Source organism: Mycobacterium uberis (assembly GCF_003408705.1).
Lineage (GTDB): Bacteria > Actinomycetota > Actinomycetes > Mycobacteriales > Mycobacteriaceae > Mycobacterium > Mycobacterium uberis.
In genome coordinates this window covers 45,733-60,443 of record NZ_QAYL01000002.1, presented here as the reverse complement: position 1 = coordinate 60,443, position 14,711 = coordinate 45,733, and the positions used below count along the sequence as shown (strand labels likewise).

Genomic DNA, 14,711 nt, shown 5'->3' with positions numbered 1-14,711 from the left:
CAGGTGGTGTCACCAGGCGTCGCGTCCGACCTGGACTGCACGTGGGTGTAGCAGAGTGGACTAGCTATCATCCACGGTGACGGTCATGTCGACCGTCGCTACCACTTCACCCATGCAGCCACCCTAGGCGGGACTCGCCTAGCCCCCACTTCGTCGATGCCCGTTCGCTGACCATCGCGTTCCAGCGAAATTCATCGCTACACTTGCGAGCCGTGATGATCACCTTGGACCATGTCAGTAAGCAGTACAAATCATCGGCGCGGCCGGCGTTGGACAACGTGAACGTCAAAATTGACAAGGGTGAATTCGTCTTCCTGATCGGTCCGTCAGGTTCCGGCAAGTCCACCTTTATGCGGCTGCTGCTGGGCGCCGAAACACCGACTACCGGTGACGTGCGTGTCTCGAAATTTCATGTCAACAAACTGCCCGGTCGCCACATACCGCGGCTACGACAGGTGCTCGGCTGCGTTTTCCAAGACTTTCGGTTGCTGCAGCAAAAGACGGTGTATGAGAACGTTGCCTTTGCTTTGGAAGTTATCGGCAGACGCTCGGATGCGATCAACCGTGTGGTGCCTGACGTGCTCGAGACGGTCGGTCTGTCCGGCAAAGCAAACCGGCTGCCTGACGAGCTGTCCGGCGGCGAGCAGCAGCGGGTGGCGATCGCTCGCGCGTTTGTCAACCGGCCGCTGGTACTGCTGGCCGATGAACCCACCGGCAACCTCGACCCAGACACCAGTAAGGACATCATGGATTTATTGGAGCGGATCAACCGCACTGGGACGACGGTGCTGATGGCAACCCACGACCACCACATTGTTGATTCGATGAGACAGCGGGTTGTCGAGCTGTCATTGGGCAGGCTGGTTCGGGATGAACAGCGTGGTATCTACGGGATGGATCGCTAAGTGCGCTTTGGCTTTCTGTTCAACGAGGTCGTGACTGGCCTTCGTCGCAACGTCACCATGACGATCGCCATGATCCTGACGACCACGATCTCAATCGGCCTGTTTGGTGGCGGGCTACTGGTGGTCCGGTTGGCCGACAACTCCCGAAGCATCTACCTTGATCGAGTCGAGACACAGGTTTTCCTCACCGACGATGTGTCGGCGAACGATTCGACCTGCAACACCAACCCGTGCAAGGCGTTGCGGGGAAAGATCGAAGCTCGAGATGATGTTAAATCCGTGCGTTTCCTTAATCGGCAGGATGCCTACGACGACGCCATTCGGAAATTTCCGCAGTATAAAGATGTTGCGGGTAAGGATTCCTTTCCCGCGTCGTTCGTCGTCAAGCTGGCTAACCCTGAGCAGCACAAGGAATTTGACTCCGCGATACAGAGCCAGTCTGGGGTGCTTTCCGTGCTCAATCAAAAGGAACTGATCGATCGGCTGTTCGCCGTGTTAGACGGTTTGAGCGACGTCGCGTTCGCTATCGCACTAGTGCAGGCCATTGGGGCGATCCTGTTGATTGCTAACATGGTCCAGGTTGCGGCTTATACGCGGCGCACCGAGGTCGGCATCATGCGACTGGTCGGTGCCAGCCGCTGGTACACTCAGCTCCCCTTCTTACTGGAGGCGATGGCAGCGGCGACTGTAGGCGCCGTCATCGCGATCGTCGGCCTGCTTGTGGTGCGAACAATGCTTTTGAACAATGCGTTAAGCCAATTCTATCAAGCTAATCTGATCGCCCGTGTCGACTATGCCGACGTCCTATACATCTCTCCGTGGCTGTTGCTGCTTGGCGTGGTGTTAGCTGCGTTGACCGGTTATGCAACGTTGCGTATCTATGTGCGGCGGTAAGCGTGGCCAGTAACTCGCGTGGCAGCAAGCAGATTGTGGCCACCAATCGTAAGGCTCGACACGATTACGCAATCGTCGAGCTATATGAGGCGGGAGTGGCGTTGTTGGGCACCGAGGTGAAAAGCCTGCGGGAGGGACATGCGTCATTAGCCGATGCGTTTGCCACCGTCGACTACGGTGAAGTGTGGTTGCGTAACCTGCATATTCCGGAGTATCAGCACGGCAGCTGGACCAATCACGATCCTCGCCGAAACCGCAAACTATTGCTGCACCGCCGCCAGATCGACACCCTGGTTGGCAAAATCCGCGACGGCAACCTTGCTCTAGTGCCGTTGTCGTTGTACTTTACCGAGGGTAAAGTCAAAGTTGAGCTCGCGCTAGTGCGTGGCAAAAAATTGCACGACAAGCGCCAGGACATGGCACGCCGCGACGCGCAGCGCGAAATGGCCCGGGAGCTAGGCCGCCGCGCCAAGGGCGTGATCTAAGCGAGATTGGCCGAACATCTGACTTATGGTTGTTCGTTCCCTCACCCAACTTGACGAGCCTGACGTGTTGGCCGGTCTGTTCGCTGTGTGGGACTCCATCGACGCGTTGCTAGCTGGGCTGCCCCAGGGTGGTTGCTGCAAGCCGACGCCGCTGCTCGGGTGGAACGTGCAGGCCGTCGTGGCGCACACTAATTAGCACCGAGTCATTCCTGCAAGAAATTACCCCACTCCAACTGGATATCGACGTCAAGTTGCTTGAGCATGTGCACAATGACATCGGAGCGATGAATCGAATGCTAGGTGCTCCAGCTCAACAGCGAATCCGGGACAAGCGTTGGCAAAGTGTTACCGTGTGGTGACTGACGCTCGCTGCACGGCGCTGTCGGACGTGTCTGATGACGAGTGGAATGCACCGATCCCGACGCCGGCAGGTATGAATAGTTACGGCCGGTTCATGCGGATAACGGGTCTTCAACTATTGGGTGCACGGGCAAGATTCCACGACGCGTTGCCGCCGCCCGTAGTCCGACGACGAGCTTTATGAGCCTGTGTCGCAACTGTATCTCGATGAGATTACGGTCACCATAGGGTTTGTCGTTGGCAAATTAGCCCAGGAACTCGGTGGTGCGTGCGTCGAGTGTCCGTTGGCTTGTCGCATCTTGGTCAGCTTTGATGGCTGCGTTCAGCTGGTCGACGACTTCGGTGGGTTGCAACCGACGGCGATCATCCGGCCGGACGGGTTGCAGTTCACCAGGCTGGCCGGCAGTCACCTGATGTGTCCGGTGTGCTTACAGGATATCGAGCTCGGTGGTGACAGGGACGTCGCTGCCCAGATCGTTGAGCGGCTGGACTTTGCGACCTGACCCCGACTGGTCCCAGTAGACGGTTGACGTCGCGATCTATTTCAGCGCGGAAAAGCCCGCGAGAAGGGTCTCTGGCAGCCTAGATTGCGGCAACCTGGCTCGGCCCCTCCGGGGTCGGGAAGATAATTCCGTTGCTGTTCGCTGCTAGCAGTGTAATATAGATAGCCCGACCGACAGTCGGTAGGGACGCGAGGGGCTGAAAGGTTTCGACTTCGCGCATCGAATCAAGGGAAGCGTGCTGGTGCAGGCAAGAGACCACCATAAGCGTCGTTGCAACAATATAAGCGCCGATTCACATCAGCGCGACTATGCTCTCGCTGCTTAAGCGACGGCTAGTCTGTCAGACCGGGAACGCCCTCGCCCCGGAGTCTGGCATCAGCTAGAGGGATCCACCGATGAGTTTGGTCGCGGGACTCATCGGGACACCTACAGCGACTGGGATCGTCATCCTGGCTAGTTCGCGGGATCAGGAGATCTGAGCAGAGGCATAGCGAACTGCGCACGGAGAAGCCTTGAAGGAATGCCGTAGGACCCGGGTTCGATTCCCGGCAGCTCCACTGCGTAATGGCATTTTGGGATACCCGCCCACGATTGTTAAGCACAGTAAAGTATCGCGGTGGCAACGGGGGCAGCAACCACGTGTGAAACGTTAACATCGCTGTCGGTTTCCTTCTCGAAATCCGCTCCATCGGCGGGCCGTCGTGTTGGTGATATATGCCAGGCAGCCGATGTTACGACCTGCTGCGCAGGCATGCCCGTAGAGTGCCGTGGCTTCCACTTAGAGGCGGCGAGTTGCTCGGTGACTAACATCGCTAACAGCGCACCGACAGCCATTCCGACAACTCCAAGTTTGAGATCGTTGACGTGGGTAACCCACATGTCGGCAGGGTAGTAGACCCAGCTTAAGTGGTGATATCCGGTGCCGGTTCGCGTTAGGTGGCTGACGATGTCGTCGTCTGGATCCCAGGGATTCCTGGGGAGAAACACACGAAGGTGCGTTCATAACGCGAAATCTATTATATCCGGCGGCATCTCGGTCTATAGGAGCGAAGGGATAACCCTGCTGGTTGCCTACGATAGCCTCGACAAGGTCCTCGGCTTGCACAACTTCTACTTCTGGACGGATCTCTGGGCCAGCTTGTTTGAAATCGCTAGAGCATTGCGATCTGTGGGTCAGTCTCGTACTGATATCTATAGCCAATGACGATCGCTTGCAGCGCGTTTAGACACTGTGATTTACCGAGTGCCAGCCATTGGCGACACCACGGTGTGGCTTTGCGTAGCCAGGCTAAGCGACGTCCGTATCGAGCGCAGGGCAGACATTCCGAAGGCCGTGTGGTTCACGGCGACTGCCACGTGATGCCTGCTACGACTTCGCCGATGTCGGTGAGCGCTTGAAGAACCGCGGAGGATTGAGGGATGGCTGACGGGTTGGCGATCCACTGATATCGATGATGGTCATCAGTACCGAGACGGTGGTTGGCAAGATTTCAGGTAGTTCCATGTCTTCGTCAACGAGAGCAGCGCGAGCCAGATTCGACCGTCCGTTGCCGGACGTCGGCGTATATAGCAGCAAGGCGTTCCTGCAGTGTCGGTGAACGTAGCGCAGGTGCGTGGGACTCGATGTATGCGTAGATAGTTGGGTGAATCTCTTCGAACGAATCGACAGTGGCTTTAAGAACGACACAGACCTGTCTATAAGGACTGGTCGCTGCAGACTGATCGAACGTTTCCTGGACACGCTGGTTCCGGGTGGCAAAGCAACGGCCCAGCACGTCATCAAGCAGAGCATCCTTTGCCGCCGAGGTGGTAATTGATTGACGCAATGGTTGCCCCTGCTGTGTGAGTAATGTCGTGTGAGCTGATGTTGTTGTAACTGCACAAACGAGAGTGCCAGCCAGCAGCTTGTCGCGGGTCGTGCGTGATGGTTGCATGGACGCATTCTATATATGACTAACAATTGTTAGTTATATTAATTAAAGTTAGCCATGGTAAATGAGGTTGTTCGCTTCATCGGAGCGTTCAACGCCGACGGTGGCGTGTGAGACTGGTTGGCCTATGTGTTGGGCAAGCTGCATGGCAACGTGTCGTACGTGTTGTACGGTGTCCCCCACCGGGAAGTACGGACTAACCTGGAGTGGAAAGACGTCACTTGCACTCTGGGTGCGCCGTTCTATCTAGTGTGCTGTAACGAGTTTTCTGCTGAGGTCGCTAAATTGGTCGGTGATCTGACTTCGGCGGTGCTGGCACGGATGAGCGGCGTTCTCCACATCCTGCTGTTCCTCAAAGATTTTCTGATCATGTCCGGGGAAGCCCAGGAGTTCATCGGTGTGCTACCCTGGCTCTGCGTCGACAACGATGTGGCATGGTCGGGGGGTTCGACGTAACCGAGTTGGTCGGCTTGGCGCTGTGACTGCGAGGTTGTCACCGGGGCCACCGTTGCTTTGCTATTTGCAAAGCGTGCTTTCGGGAACGATTCCTACCGGCGATGCGCCATAGGCACGGAGACACGTTCTCACTACGGGTGCCGCCGTATATCGACAATCTCGTGTTCTATACCTCTTTAGAATATATCAAAGAGATCTTCGTGGCCGAACCGAAGTTGCTGCACGTGGGTGAAGGAAACTAAATCCTGGGTCTCGTGATGGGCGAGCACTCAGTGTTGATGACCGACGAAGCTGAGCGTGCGTGGATACGAGCCTGCATTCATTCGGGTCGCATTGCAGGGCATTCGTGACATGATCGCTTTGGTCACCCGTGAGCACATCGCGCTACGATTTGCCGATGCCGATATTAACAGACTTGACTGTATGAATGTACTCACCCTGGACATCATTTTGCGGTTGATTTTCGGCATCACCGAACCAAATATCAAGGACAAGTTGACCAATCACCTACAGGACATCACCAACATCTAATCCGCGATTTTCGCCGAGTGTGGTTTAAACGCGTGCACTTGTGGGAGCACTGTCTTCAACAGTCAGAGCAAGATCAGCACCATCTTTTATCATGAAATTTACTACTATCGAACAGTTTCCGTACTAGATATGCGCACAGAAGTGTTGTCCTGATTTCTGCAAACCAAAGATCAGTCCACAGCACCCTGCTGGCGGGCAGTGATCAGCTTGGTTGACATACTCCAAGTGCTTTAGCTCATCATGTTGAGGATAGGGTTCGCCATGCAACTGAATCCAGTCGATAACGTGCTGGCCCAGTTGATTGATACCGAGCTGGCTGCGACGCTTGGGTTAGTCGACAGAGCCGTCGCCGTGGTACTCGTGCAGCTGCTGTTGTTGATGTGGCCAGGACGTTGTCCGCTGTAGATTGAGTGAAAGATTTGTTTCTTTCACTTTCTGTTCAACGGGTTTCGTCCATAACTACGGTTCATGTTGATAGATTGTTCCTTGTTGATCTCGGGAAGTGTTCGGATTGCCTCGGGTATCTCATCCCTCGTTGGCTTGCTGTGTGCGAACTGCCACTGGTGTGATCCAGATGAGTAGAGGTTCTGGTACGTGACACAACGACTTACTGCACGCGTCATCAAACGCATTAGTCTGCTCTGGCTCTGTCTCGTTCTGCAAGTAGGTGTTTCACCAGGTGAGCACTTGGTCGATTAGCGTCGCTGCTGCGGTGTGGGTCAGCATCCACAGTGATGCGTCGTCCAGGACGTGGCCAGTGTAGTCGCACCTTCGTAGAGTACAGCGAGTTGCTTGCTCAGCAGGTGTGGGTCAGTGGCGCTTGCTTGGTGAGTTTAGTAGTACCGTTGATGAAGTTACGCTTGTTAGCATGAACAATTTTTAACTTCCGACATGGCTCCTGCTTCTTGTCAGTTGCGTTGCGGAAAGGGTAGCTCCGTATGGGTGTGGAAAATGGATCGGGAATGTAGAACAGGGTCAGTAGCAGCTCGTGTGGCGTTCGGTCGTCGACATCTGCCCTAGAAGGATTTTCCTTTCGTCGTTCCAGGCTGCGCAAATACTCCTCTACGACTGCCGACTTACTTGGAAAGTATTGGTAAAGAGCATATTTAGATATTACCAACTCGGTTGCAAGTCAATCGACGTCGGTGGTGTTAATGCTCTCTAAGTAGAAAAACTCGGCTACGGCGTCTAAAATGCGCTGGTGTGTGCTACGGATTCCTCTGATTTTCGTGTGCTATGTATCGCACGGTCTGTTCGTCGCTTGAAGTATACCGATCGGTTTACATCGCACGTTAAGTGGTGTAGTGCCGACAGTACAGAAATACATTCTATTAGTCTACTAGGAGTTGGGATGACACCATAGTTTTCTGTGGCATTGATTATCAGTGTTTACTCGGACATTTGCTATGTTGTTGCGACTAAAAGGTTTTGAGGTCTTCGGTATCAGCTGTCGGCCGCAAGCGACGACGCCGATCGTCGGAGTGCAATTGGTTTAGTTCGGTACCACCGATGACGTTTCGATAATTACCACAACGTCGAATCCGAATTACCACCAGACGCCCACTTGGAGCCTGATAGCGTTTTTCCTAGCACTGCTGGCGATTCTACTGTGCATCGACATTCGATAGCATTAACCAGTGAGCTCGCTTCGGGATTGTCGCAGTGTTGACAGCGCCTCGAATTTCTGGGTGTGCTCGGATTGTCTAACGCTGATTGACTTGCTGCCGTTTTTGTCGAATGCAAGCGCGCGAGTCAAGAGACGACGCCGCGTTGCTCGCCAAGCTTGTCGTACCGGGGCAGTTCGGCCAGTTGTTATTGGAAGTATAACGATGACCAGGTTTTTACTGTTGTTTTCGGGTCGTTAGAATCGAGCATGACTTTACATTTGAGTGTCGATGTTGAGGCGTGCTATCAGCACTTTATCAGTCGTGTGTGCATCAACGGCGAAGTCTGGGTTTTGCATAAACTCTGATATGTGGAGGTTGTGGGTCGGATCGAACCATTATTAACGAGAAGACAATCAGCTAGTTCCGGTCCATCTGGTCTACTCCGCTTCGGCCTATGCGCGACAGCACACTGCCGGGCTGCGGGAGGGTTGGGAGCCGGCAGCGATGGACGTCGAAGAGTTCGTCGGTGGGCCACTGAAAGGCATGCATGAGTGCGGTTATCTGGTAGGCACCAATTACAACTCTGACGTGGCTGGTGTTGCGGTCGACCCTATGGACCTAGCTCGGGCTCTCCTGGGAGAATCCTACTGAATAGGTGACGCGCTATTTCGAGCGAACCTGAATCGTGCAACATTCGCCATCAGCGAAGCTGTTGCGTAGCCAAAGTCAGCGTGGGTCGCTAGTCTGTTGTGGGGTACTTGGGCCATTCGTTTCGTGATGCGGCTACGGTTTAGGGAGGCGAGCTACGTACCTAAGGAATTAGGACGACGACAGATCAAACAACGTATGAACAGCTCGATGGCTACTCGGTGGATGGTGTTGACGTTGGTTCACGTATCGATCCCGTTTTGGCTGAAAGCTAGCTATTATCAAACGGTTTGTATGCCAACCGGGTTTCAGTCAGCGGCGCGCTCTCGCGCTGACATCGTCGTGTTCGACGCCGAGAATGTGGTCATGACCAAGGACAAGCTTATGGCCAGCGACCGCGTCATGCGTTGTCTTGGCACTAAAAACTCCGACTGGTTTCTTATCAATGGCTTTGGCATTCCTTGGTGGGCGGACGACATAGCTGCATTGGCGACTAGCTTGGTCGGCAGGGTGACGTTGGTGATGGTCGAATCGGTGGACCATGTCACCGAGATCGCGACACGATTACCCAACGTGCCGATCGTGATACTGGTTGGGACGGCCTGCGGTCTAGATTGTAGTGCGCATCACCGAGATCGCCGGCGGTCACGAGCATCTTTCGACTCGCTTTTGATATCGACGATTTCCGCCGTGAAAACAGTTTCCGGGAAGACCTGATGACTCTGGCGTATGTACGATCACGCTTCACCATGTGCTGCTAAGGTGGCCAACTTTAACAGTGCGGTTGATGGAACGATGATCGGTTCTGATGGTTGACGTTCATCGAGTCTACGGTTTTCTCTGTCGAGTTCGGGGTGACAGGCAAGATCTTCCTGATATTCGAACAATGTTCGGTGGTTAATGAGGTACTATCTCTGCAGTATTAAGAAATATATTAAGCTGAAATCTTTTTGCAGAGTGCGAACATGATTGGGGAGAGATCTGCAATGGCTCTGATCTGCTGCACATCGCGCAGTCTACCAAGATCTTCAAGTTGGTTTGTGCATAAGGCATCTTAGTGTCCGACTTCGATGACGAACAGGTTCGTTCGTCCGCGCCGTTGGACACGTATAACTACTGAACCGCGTTTGGGGAACGTCATGGTATCAGCGTGCACCTAATGATGTGTTCGCGACGTACGTAGCCGCGAGTGCTGTAGGTAACAGCTATTCCGCTGCCGTTTGTGACGTAGGTGCTTGATGCAATCGATTTTCCGCCCCGGTACCGGTGAATATTCGCACCTATCAGGACGGCGGCCGCGATTGGACTGTTCTCGACACGATGGTCGCCTGGACTGGTGTGTCTGACCACCACTATGCTCACGATCTACTTCGTGTTGGCGGTGGGCTTTCACTTTCATGTCAAGGTTCGCGATCTGAGCGTCGTAACCGCCGCGGCGGCGGCTAACATCACGATCTTTGCCGTTATGACCGCGAAAAAGAACTTGGTCTGATAAATACAGCCGCTGGTTTTCAATTGGACTCGCTGTGCCCGTTCGCATACCAGATATCGTTGTAGATCCGCGATGTCCGGGAGCAGCTGGGAATCGCTGTATAACTGGCAATTCTTCGACTTCGAAGCGATCAATCGCTAAACAGGCAAGAAGCACTCGTGACAGCGAGAGTGTTCCTATGGCTGGGCCTTGATGCGAATCGGTGCAATGCTGCGGCCAACCGGCCTGTCGTTACTGGACCGATGGTATACTGCTATTGTACATGAACTGTACTCTGCAGGCGGCAAACCACACGATCTCGTGGTGGCGCAACTCCTACTGGGTGACACCGGTGTCGATCTGACGATTCTTGATGGGGCGCTAGCCGACCCGAGCACCCAAGATGGCATTCGCGCCGAACATCAGTGGATCGTGGATGCCGGCGATTACGGCGTGCCCACGCTGTCTTTGCCGGGGTCGCCGCCGACGGCCAATTCCTGCTCGGGTCTGTGCGCTGACCGATGCGGCCGCCCTGAGTATTGTGGAACGTGGTCTTCGGGACGACCGAACTTCCCTGAGTTGATTGGCCGGTTTCTGTAATCGTACTTCGATGTTCCTGATCGGGTCAGCATAAATCCCGGCGACGCCATAGATGTCGAAGAACTCACCAGCGGACGTCAGTCGCGGAGGCGATAGGTTGATGGCCGTTCAGCTAGGCATTCGGGTAAAGCGAGTCCATCACGACGTTGACTCCGACGACGGCCAGCGCGTTTTGGTGAGTAGAATCTGGCCGCAAGAATTCCACAAGACTGACCCGCGGGTGGACATCTGGCTCAAAAGCGTTACGCTGCAGAAAGAACTCCGCCAATGGTACCAGCATCAGCCGGAGCGGTTCAACAAGTTTGCGGTACATTACTAGGCGGGGCTGTCTAACAGTGCAGCACTCCATGAGTTAGACCAGGGGTAGCTGTGCGGCGATTTCGGCCGTGACAGCTTTGAACTGTGGTTAGCGGTGGCTCTGGCCGGTCTTCCGGTGTATGCTATTGTGGCGCTATCTGAGTTGGGCATTGACGAATTGGTCTTGGTCTAGGCGCCTCCTGACGACGTGAAAGCTGTGCCTAGTTGGGTTGCGGCGCTAGTCGATCGATGGATGTCGGCCTTGTTACGTCTTTCTCGGTGAATTCGACGTAGCCAACTGACGGTTGACGTTCGACGTGTGCCGTGCACGCTCGACGATGTTCCCCACCTTCGCGGCAGCTAGTCTTCGGCAACATCGGGGTGGCCACTAGCGGTGCTTTGCGCAGCGTAATTTCGTTGGGCCTTCTAGAACCACAGGGTGTTCCGTCGAGGAGCAGTGTTGCCGGAACCATCTCACTGGTTACCAACCCGTATCGGGTCGTCAGTTCGTCGACGATGTCGAAACTGTGTGGAATGGACTCCAGGGTGTTAACGATGATCGTAGTCGACGGCACTTTGTGGGTGAGTTGAAATAGTTTGTCTTCGTGTGGTTGGTGGCCGCCATCAAATCCCCAGATAACATGCAAAACCTTTGCGCACCAATATAGCCATAATTGCAGTAGTCGCTGGACGAGCGCGTGGTGGATCGGCAGTTCGTCGTGTCGGGCGGCCTTGGCAGTGTAGATCATCAGCTTTTGTCACAGGGCGCGTCTGTTTTCATCGGCAGCGGCTGGTGTCGTTTGAACAGCTGATTGTCGCGTTTGCAGATGCGCACCCTCGTAGACGGTCAGCAATGGGTTAGACAGTTGGATGGCGAGTTTGGCTTCGCCTGCTGATACTTGTTGAGTCGACCCGATACCGTTGATCATCAACGGAACATTGACGTTGCGGCAGAAAAAAATGGGCCCGGCGGCACTTACCGTGAACTTTGCCGTCGACGTCGAAAAGTACTATTGAACCAGTATCCGTGTCGATGCAAAAATCGTATATCGCGTACCGAGCTAGTTTCCCGACTATGCGCTCCTGGCAGCCAACGTAGGCAGTGATCTTGACTTCATCACCAGTTTTGGTCCCTGTTGTGGTTGTCAAAGTCATCTAGTGTACTGGTATCTGCTAGACTCGGCGGCTGGCACTGCTCGCTCCAGAGTCAGCAGTCCGTGGCTGGTCATCGCGGTTACGTCGTGGACGAGGGAGTGGATTTTCGGCTTGACGCCGACCGCGGCAATCGCCACCGCTGGGTCTTCGGACAGGCTTAGCGATGCGTCACTGCACAGTTCGTGGTTCGGCTCGAAACTGGCGATTCCACGCAGCATCACGCTGGTCGCAACGTCGCGGGCGTCGAACAAGTCCAAGATGGAATCCGCCAGAAGTCGACTCGAAGCTGACCCATTGCCGCTCACCGAAGTATGTTGCCGCTCAAAAAATATCCGTTAACTTCAAACACTGCCGTTTCATAGTTGCTCCGTGGCCCATTGCCGAAGTAGTACCGCGATCACACCCAGCCCGACACTGGTGACGATATTGACAAATGTTGAACGTGTTTGACTTTCTTCCCTTAGCCGCTGACTTTCCAGCATCCAGGTAAAATAAAGCAGTGTAGCCATCGATGAATTCGATACCGGCCAGCAGGACTGCATTTTTGCTCAACGCCAAGCCGCTCAGAAACCCCAGTAGCGTGGTACCGTTGATGTTTACCGTCCAATATGCTGACTGGAAAAGACCTCGCTACCTGGCGCGGTTCACCAGTAGGCTCAGCGCTGACCCGCGGCCAATGCGACCCTGTCGTTGGTCCAGGTTGCGGCCGTCATGGCCGCAGTGTCGGTCATTGGCGCACCCGAACTCGGCGCACCAAAACTGTGGCCAGCTGTACAGCCAGCAAGCGCGCCATGATGCTTATCATTGTTTAGCGGGCGGTCAGACTTCAGGCGTTACGTTTGATCATCGTTAGCGTCTCAACCTGCATGGTCGAGAACGTGGTTAACCCGTCTTACTAGCGGATGTCGAGCAGGAGACGCCTATCACTCGACAGCGGTAACCGTTCCAGTAGTCAGGTGGTGAAAGAACTCACCAGAAAAACGCCGACTATATTGACGATGAAAGTTCGGCTATGGCCAACACCCCGGCTCGGAGACCGTGAGGGTGCTCAGGGCTGTGAGGGTCGCTATATCCAGCGTGCCACCGACACAGACCACCGCGGCTAGCTCTCGATGATCTGGCACTCTTGGATTCCCTTCGAGTTTACCGATGCGCTAGGCAGCGCACGGTCAGACTGACCGGCCAGGTAAGCTGGGAACGCCGAGCATGGGCAGAATTGGTAACCATGGTGGCCAATTCACGTGCCGGTCAGCCGGCCCAGCCTGAGGACCTCGTCGACCTGTCGCAACTGGTCACCGCGTACTACACCATCGAACCCGACCCGGATAACATCGCACAGAAAGTGGTGTTCGGCACGTCGGGACATCGTGGGTCGTCGCTGGGCGGGACCTTCAACGAGGCTCACATTCTGGCCATCACCCAGGCCATCGTCGAGCATCGCGTTATGCACGGTGCCACGGGGCCATTGTTCATTGGCCGTGACACGCACGGTTTGTCCGAGCCTGCATGGATTTCGGCGTTGGAAGTCCTTACCGCCAACAACGTGGTAGCGGTGGTAGATTCCCGAGACCGTTACACGCCGACACCGGCGATCAGCCACGCGATCCTGACCTACAACCGCGGTCGCACCGCCGCGCTGGCCGACGGGATCGTTGTGACGCCGTCGCACAACCCGCCGACTGACGGGGGCTTCAAGTACAACCTCCCGCACGGCGGCCCGGCCGGTACCGATGTGACCAACGCAATCGCCAAGCGCGCCAATGAGATTCTGCGTGGCAGTGGTTCGATGGTCAGGCGCACGCCACTAACTCACGCGCTGCAGGCCGTAGCACGCCACGATTATCTCGGCAGCTATGTCGACGACCTGCCTAATGTGGTCGATATCGCTGCGATTCGTGACGCCGGGGTCCGGATCGGTGCTGACCCGCTCGGTGGGGCTAGCGTCGACTACTGGGCCGAGATTGCGCAGCGGCATGATCTGGACCTGACCGTGATCAATCCGCTGGTAGACGCGACGTGGCGGTTTATGACACTTGACCATGACGGCAAGATCCGGATGGACTGCAGCTCGCCGGACGTGATGGCCTCGCTCATCGCCAACCGGGGTCATTACCAGATCGTCATCGGCAACGACGCCGACTCCGATCGTCATGGAATCGTGACTCCCGACGCGGGTTTGCTAAATCCGAACCATTATCTGGCGGTGGCTATCGACTACCTTTACACGCACCGGCAGTCTTGGCCGGACAGCATCGCGGTCGGTAAGACCGCGGTCAGTTCTTCGGTCATCGACCGGGTGGTTGCCGGCATCGGCCGCAAGTTGGTCGAGGTGCCGGTAGGGTTCAAATGGTTCGTCGACGGTCTGATCGACGGTACGATCGGCTTCGGCGGCGAGGAATCAGCGGGGGCGTCGTTCCTGCGGCGCGATGGATCAGTATGGAGCACCGACAAGGACGGCATCATCCTGGCGCTGTTGGCCTCCGAGATCCTGGCCGTCACCGGCTTAAGCCCCTCGCAACGCTACCAGAAACTGGCCGCCAAGTACGGCACCCCGTCGTATGCTCGGCTCGACGTGCCCGCTGACCGTGACCAGAAAGCCCGGCTGGCCAAGTTATCGGGGGACCAGGTGAAGGTCACCGAGTTGGCAGGAGAACCGATTACTGCAAAGTTGATCACCGCGTCGGGAAACGGTGCTCCGCTGGGCGGCCTAAAGGTGACGACGGCCAACGCGTGGTTTGCCGCACGACCGTCGGGAACCGAGGATGTCTACAAGATCTATGCGGAGTCCTTCAACGGACCTGAGCATCTGGCCGCAGTGCAAAAGACAGCCTGCGAGGTGGTCAATCAAGCTATTGGGTAAGGACGTTT

At 55.5% G+C, this 14,711-nt stretch carries 14 protein-coding genes, 1 other RNA gene and 3 pseudogenes; 14 read left to right on the top strand and 4 right to left on the bottom strand.

Features of this window, described 5'->3' with window-relative positions; translation table 11 throughout:
• Positions 1-215 precede the first annotated feature (215 nt).
• From ftsE to ssrA, 5 genes and pseudogenes are all read left to right on the top strand, one after another.
• On the top strand, positions 216-905 hold the full coding sequence (gene ftsE, locus MUBE_RS02305) for a cell division ATP-binding protein FtsE (RefSeq protein ID WP_116539337.1): 690 nt from the start codon (positions 216-218) through the stop codon (positions 903-905).
• Complete coding sequence (gene ftsX / locus MUBE_RS02300) at positions 906-1,799, top strand: permease-like cell division protein FtsX (RefSeq protein WP_116539336.1); 894 nt, start codon at positions 906-908, stop codon at positions 1,797-1,799. It begins immediately after the preceding gene.
• Between the two features lie 2 nt (positions 1,800-1,801).
• The gene (gene smpB / locus MUBE_RS02295) at positions 1,802-2,284 is read left to right on the top strand and encodes an SsrA-binding protein SmpB (RefSeq protein WP_116539335.1); all 483 of its coding nucleotides are present in this window, start codon (positions 1,802-1,804) and stop codon (positions 2,282-2,284) included.
• 25 nt (positions 2,285-2,309) lie between these two features.
• Positions 2,310-3,147 (top strand): annotated as a pseudogene (locus MUBE_RS19730) (maleylpyruvate isomerase family mycothiol-dependent enzyme).
• A 192-nt stretch (positions 3,148-3,339) separates the two neighbouring features.
• Positions 3,340-3,707, top strand: a transfer-messenger RNA (tmRNA) gene (gene ssrA, locus MUBE_RS02285).
• A 34-nt stretch (positions 3,708-3,741) separates the two neighbouring features.
• Here ssrA and MUBE_RS02280 read toward each other — a convergent pair.
• Entirely contained in the window at positions 3,742-4,134 is a 393-nt protein-coding gene (locus tag MUBE_RS02280; protein ID WP_133297020.1) for a hypothetical protein, read from the bottom strand.
• Between the two features lie 1,064 nt (positions 4,135-5,198).
• Here MUBE_RS02280 and MUBE_RS02270 point away from each other — a divergent pair.
• From MUBE_RS02270 to MUBE_RS02245, 8 genes and pseudogenes are all read left to right on the top strand, one after another.
• On the top strand, positions 5,199-5,534 hold the full coding sequence (locus MUBE_RS02270; RefSeq protein WP_133297019.1) for a hypothetical protein: 336 nt from the start codon (positions 5,199-5,201) through the stop codon (positions 5,532-5,534).
• A 297-nt stretch (positions 5,535-5,831) separates the two neighbouring features.
• Positions 5,832-6,065 carry a hypothetical protein gene (locus tag MUBE_RS02265; protein WP_116539332.1) on the top strand — a complete coding sequence of 78 codons (234 nt, stop codon included), beginning with the start codon at positions 5,832-5,834 and terminating at the stop codon, positions 6,063-6,065.
• 261 nt (positions 6,066-6,326) lie between these two features.
• Entirely contained in the window at positions 6,327-6,470 is a 144-nt protein-coding gene (locus MUBE_RS15385) for a hypothetical protein (protein WP_165849648.1), read from the top strand.
• Positions 6,471-8,104: 1,634 nt separating this feature from the next.
• The gene (locus MUBE_RS16810) at positions 8,105-8,323 is read left to right on the top strand and encodes a DUF2750 domain-containing protein (protein ID WP_341537690.1); all 219 of its coding nucleotides are present in this window, start codon (positions 8,105-8,107) and stop codon (positions 8,321-8,323) included.
• A 167-nt stretch (positions 8,324-8,490) separates the two neighbouring features.
• A pseudogene (locus MUBE_RS02255) lies at positions 8,491-9,440 on the top strand (aldolase/citrate lyase family protein).
• 216 nt (positions 9,441-9,656) lie between these two features.
• Positions 9,657-9,812, top strand: coding sequence for a hypothetical protein (locus MUBE_RS15380; RefSeq protein ID WP_165849647.1), 156 nt, complete (start codon positions 9,657-9,659; stop codon positions 9,810-9,812).
• 192 nt (positions 9,813-10,004) lie between these two features.
• A complete protein-coding gene (locus MUBE_RS16805) occupies positions 10,005-10,391 on the top strand; it encodes a hypothetical protein (RefSeq protein ID WP_243632765.1) in 387 nt (128 codons plus the stop codon).
• Between the two features lie 100 nt (positions 10,392-10,491).
• On the top strand, positions 10,492-10,710 hold the full coding sequence (locus tag MUBE_RS02245) for a DUF488 domain-containing protein (protein ID WP_116539331.1): 219 nt from the start codon (positions 10,492-10,494) through the stop codon (positions 10,708-10,710).
• A 199-nt stretch (positions 10,711-10,909) separates the two neighbouring features.
• Here MUBE_RS02245 and MUBE_RS16800 read toward each other — a convergent pair whose 3' ends face one another.
• The 3 genes and pseudogenes from MUBE_RS16800 to crcB form a co-directional block, all read right to left on the bottom strand.
• Positions 10,910-11,437: a DUF190 domain-containing protein gene (locus tag MUBE_RS16800; RefSeq protein ID WP_116539330.1), complete on the bottom strand. Its 528-nt coding sequence runs from the start codon at positions 11,435-11,437 to the stop codon at positions 10,910-10,912.
• A 402-nt stretch (positions 11,438-11,839) separates the two neighbouring features.
• The gene (locus MUBE_RS16795) at positions 11,840-12,148 is read right to left on the bottom strand and encodes a DUF190 domain-containing protein (protein WP_116539329.1); all 309 of its coding nucleotides are present in this window, start codon (positions 12,146-12,148) and stop codon (positions 11,840-11,842) included.
• Between the two features lie 422 nt (positions 12,149-12,570).
• Positions 12,571-12,967, bottom strand: a pseudogene (gene crcB, locus MUBE_RS19250) (fluoride efflux transporter CrcB).
• Positions 12,968-13,068: 101 nt separating this feature from the next.
• On the opposite strand from crcB, the gene pgm reads away from it, so the two are divergent.
• A complete protein-coding gene (pgm, locus tag MUBE_RS02225; RefSeq protein ID WP_116539328.1) occupies positions 13,069-14,703 on the top strand; it encodes a phosphoglucomutase (alpha-D-glucose-1,6-bisphosphate-dependent) in 1,635 nt (544 codons plus the stop codon).
• Positions 14,704-14,711 lie beyond the last annotated feature (8 nt).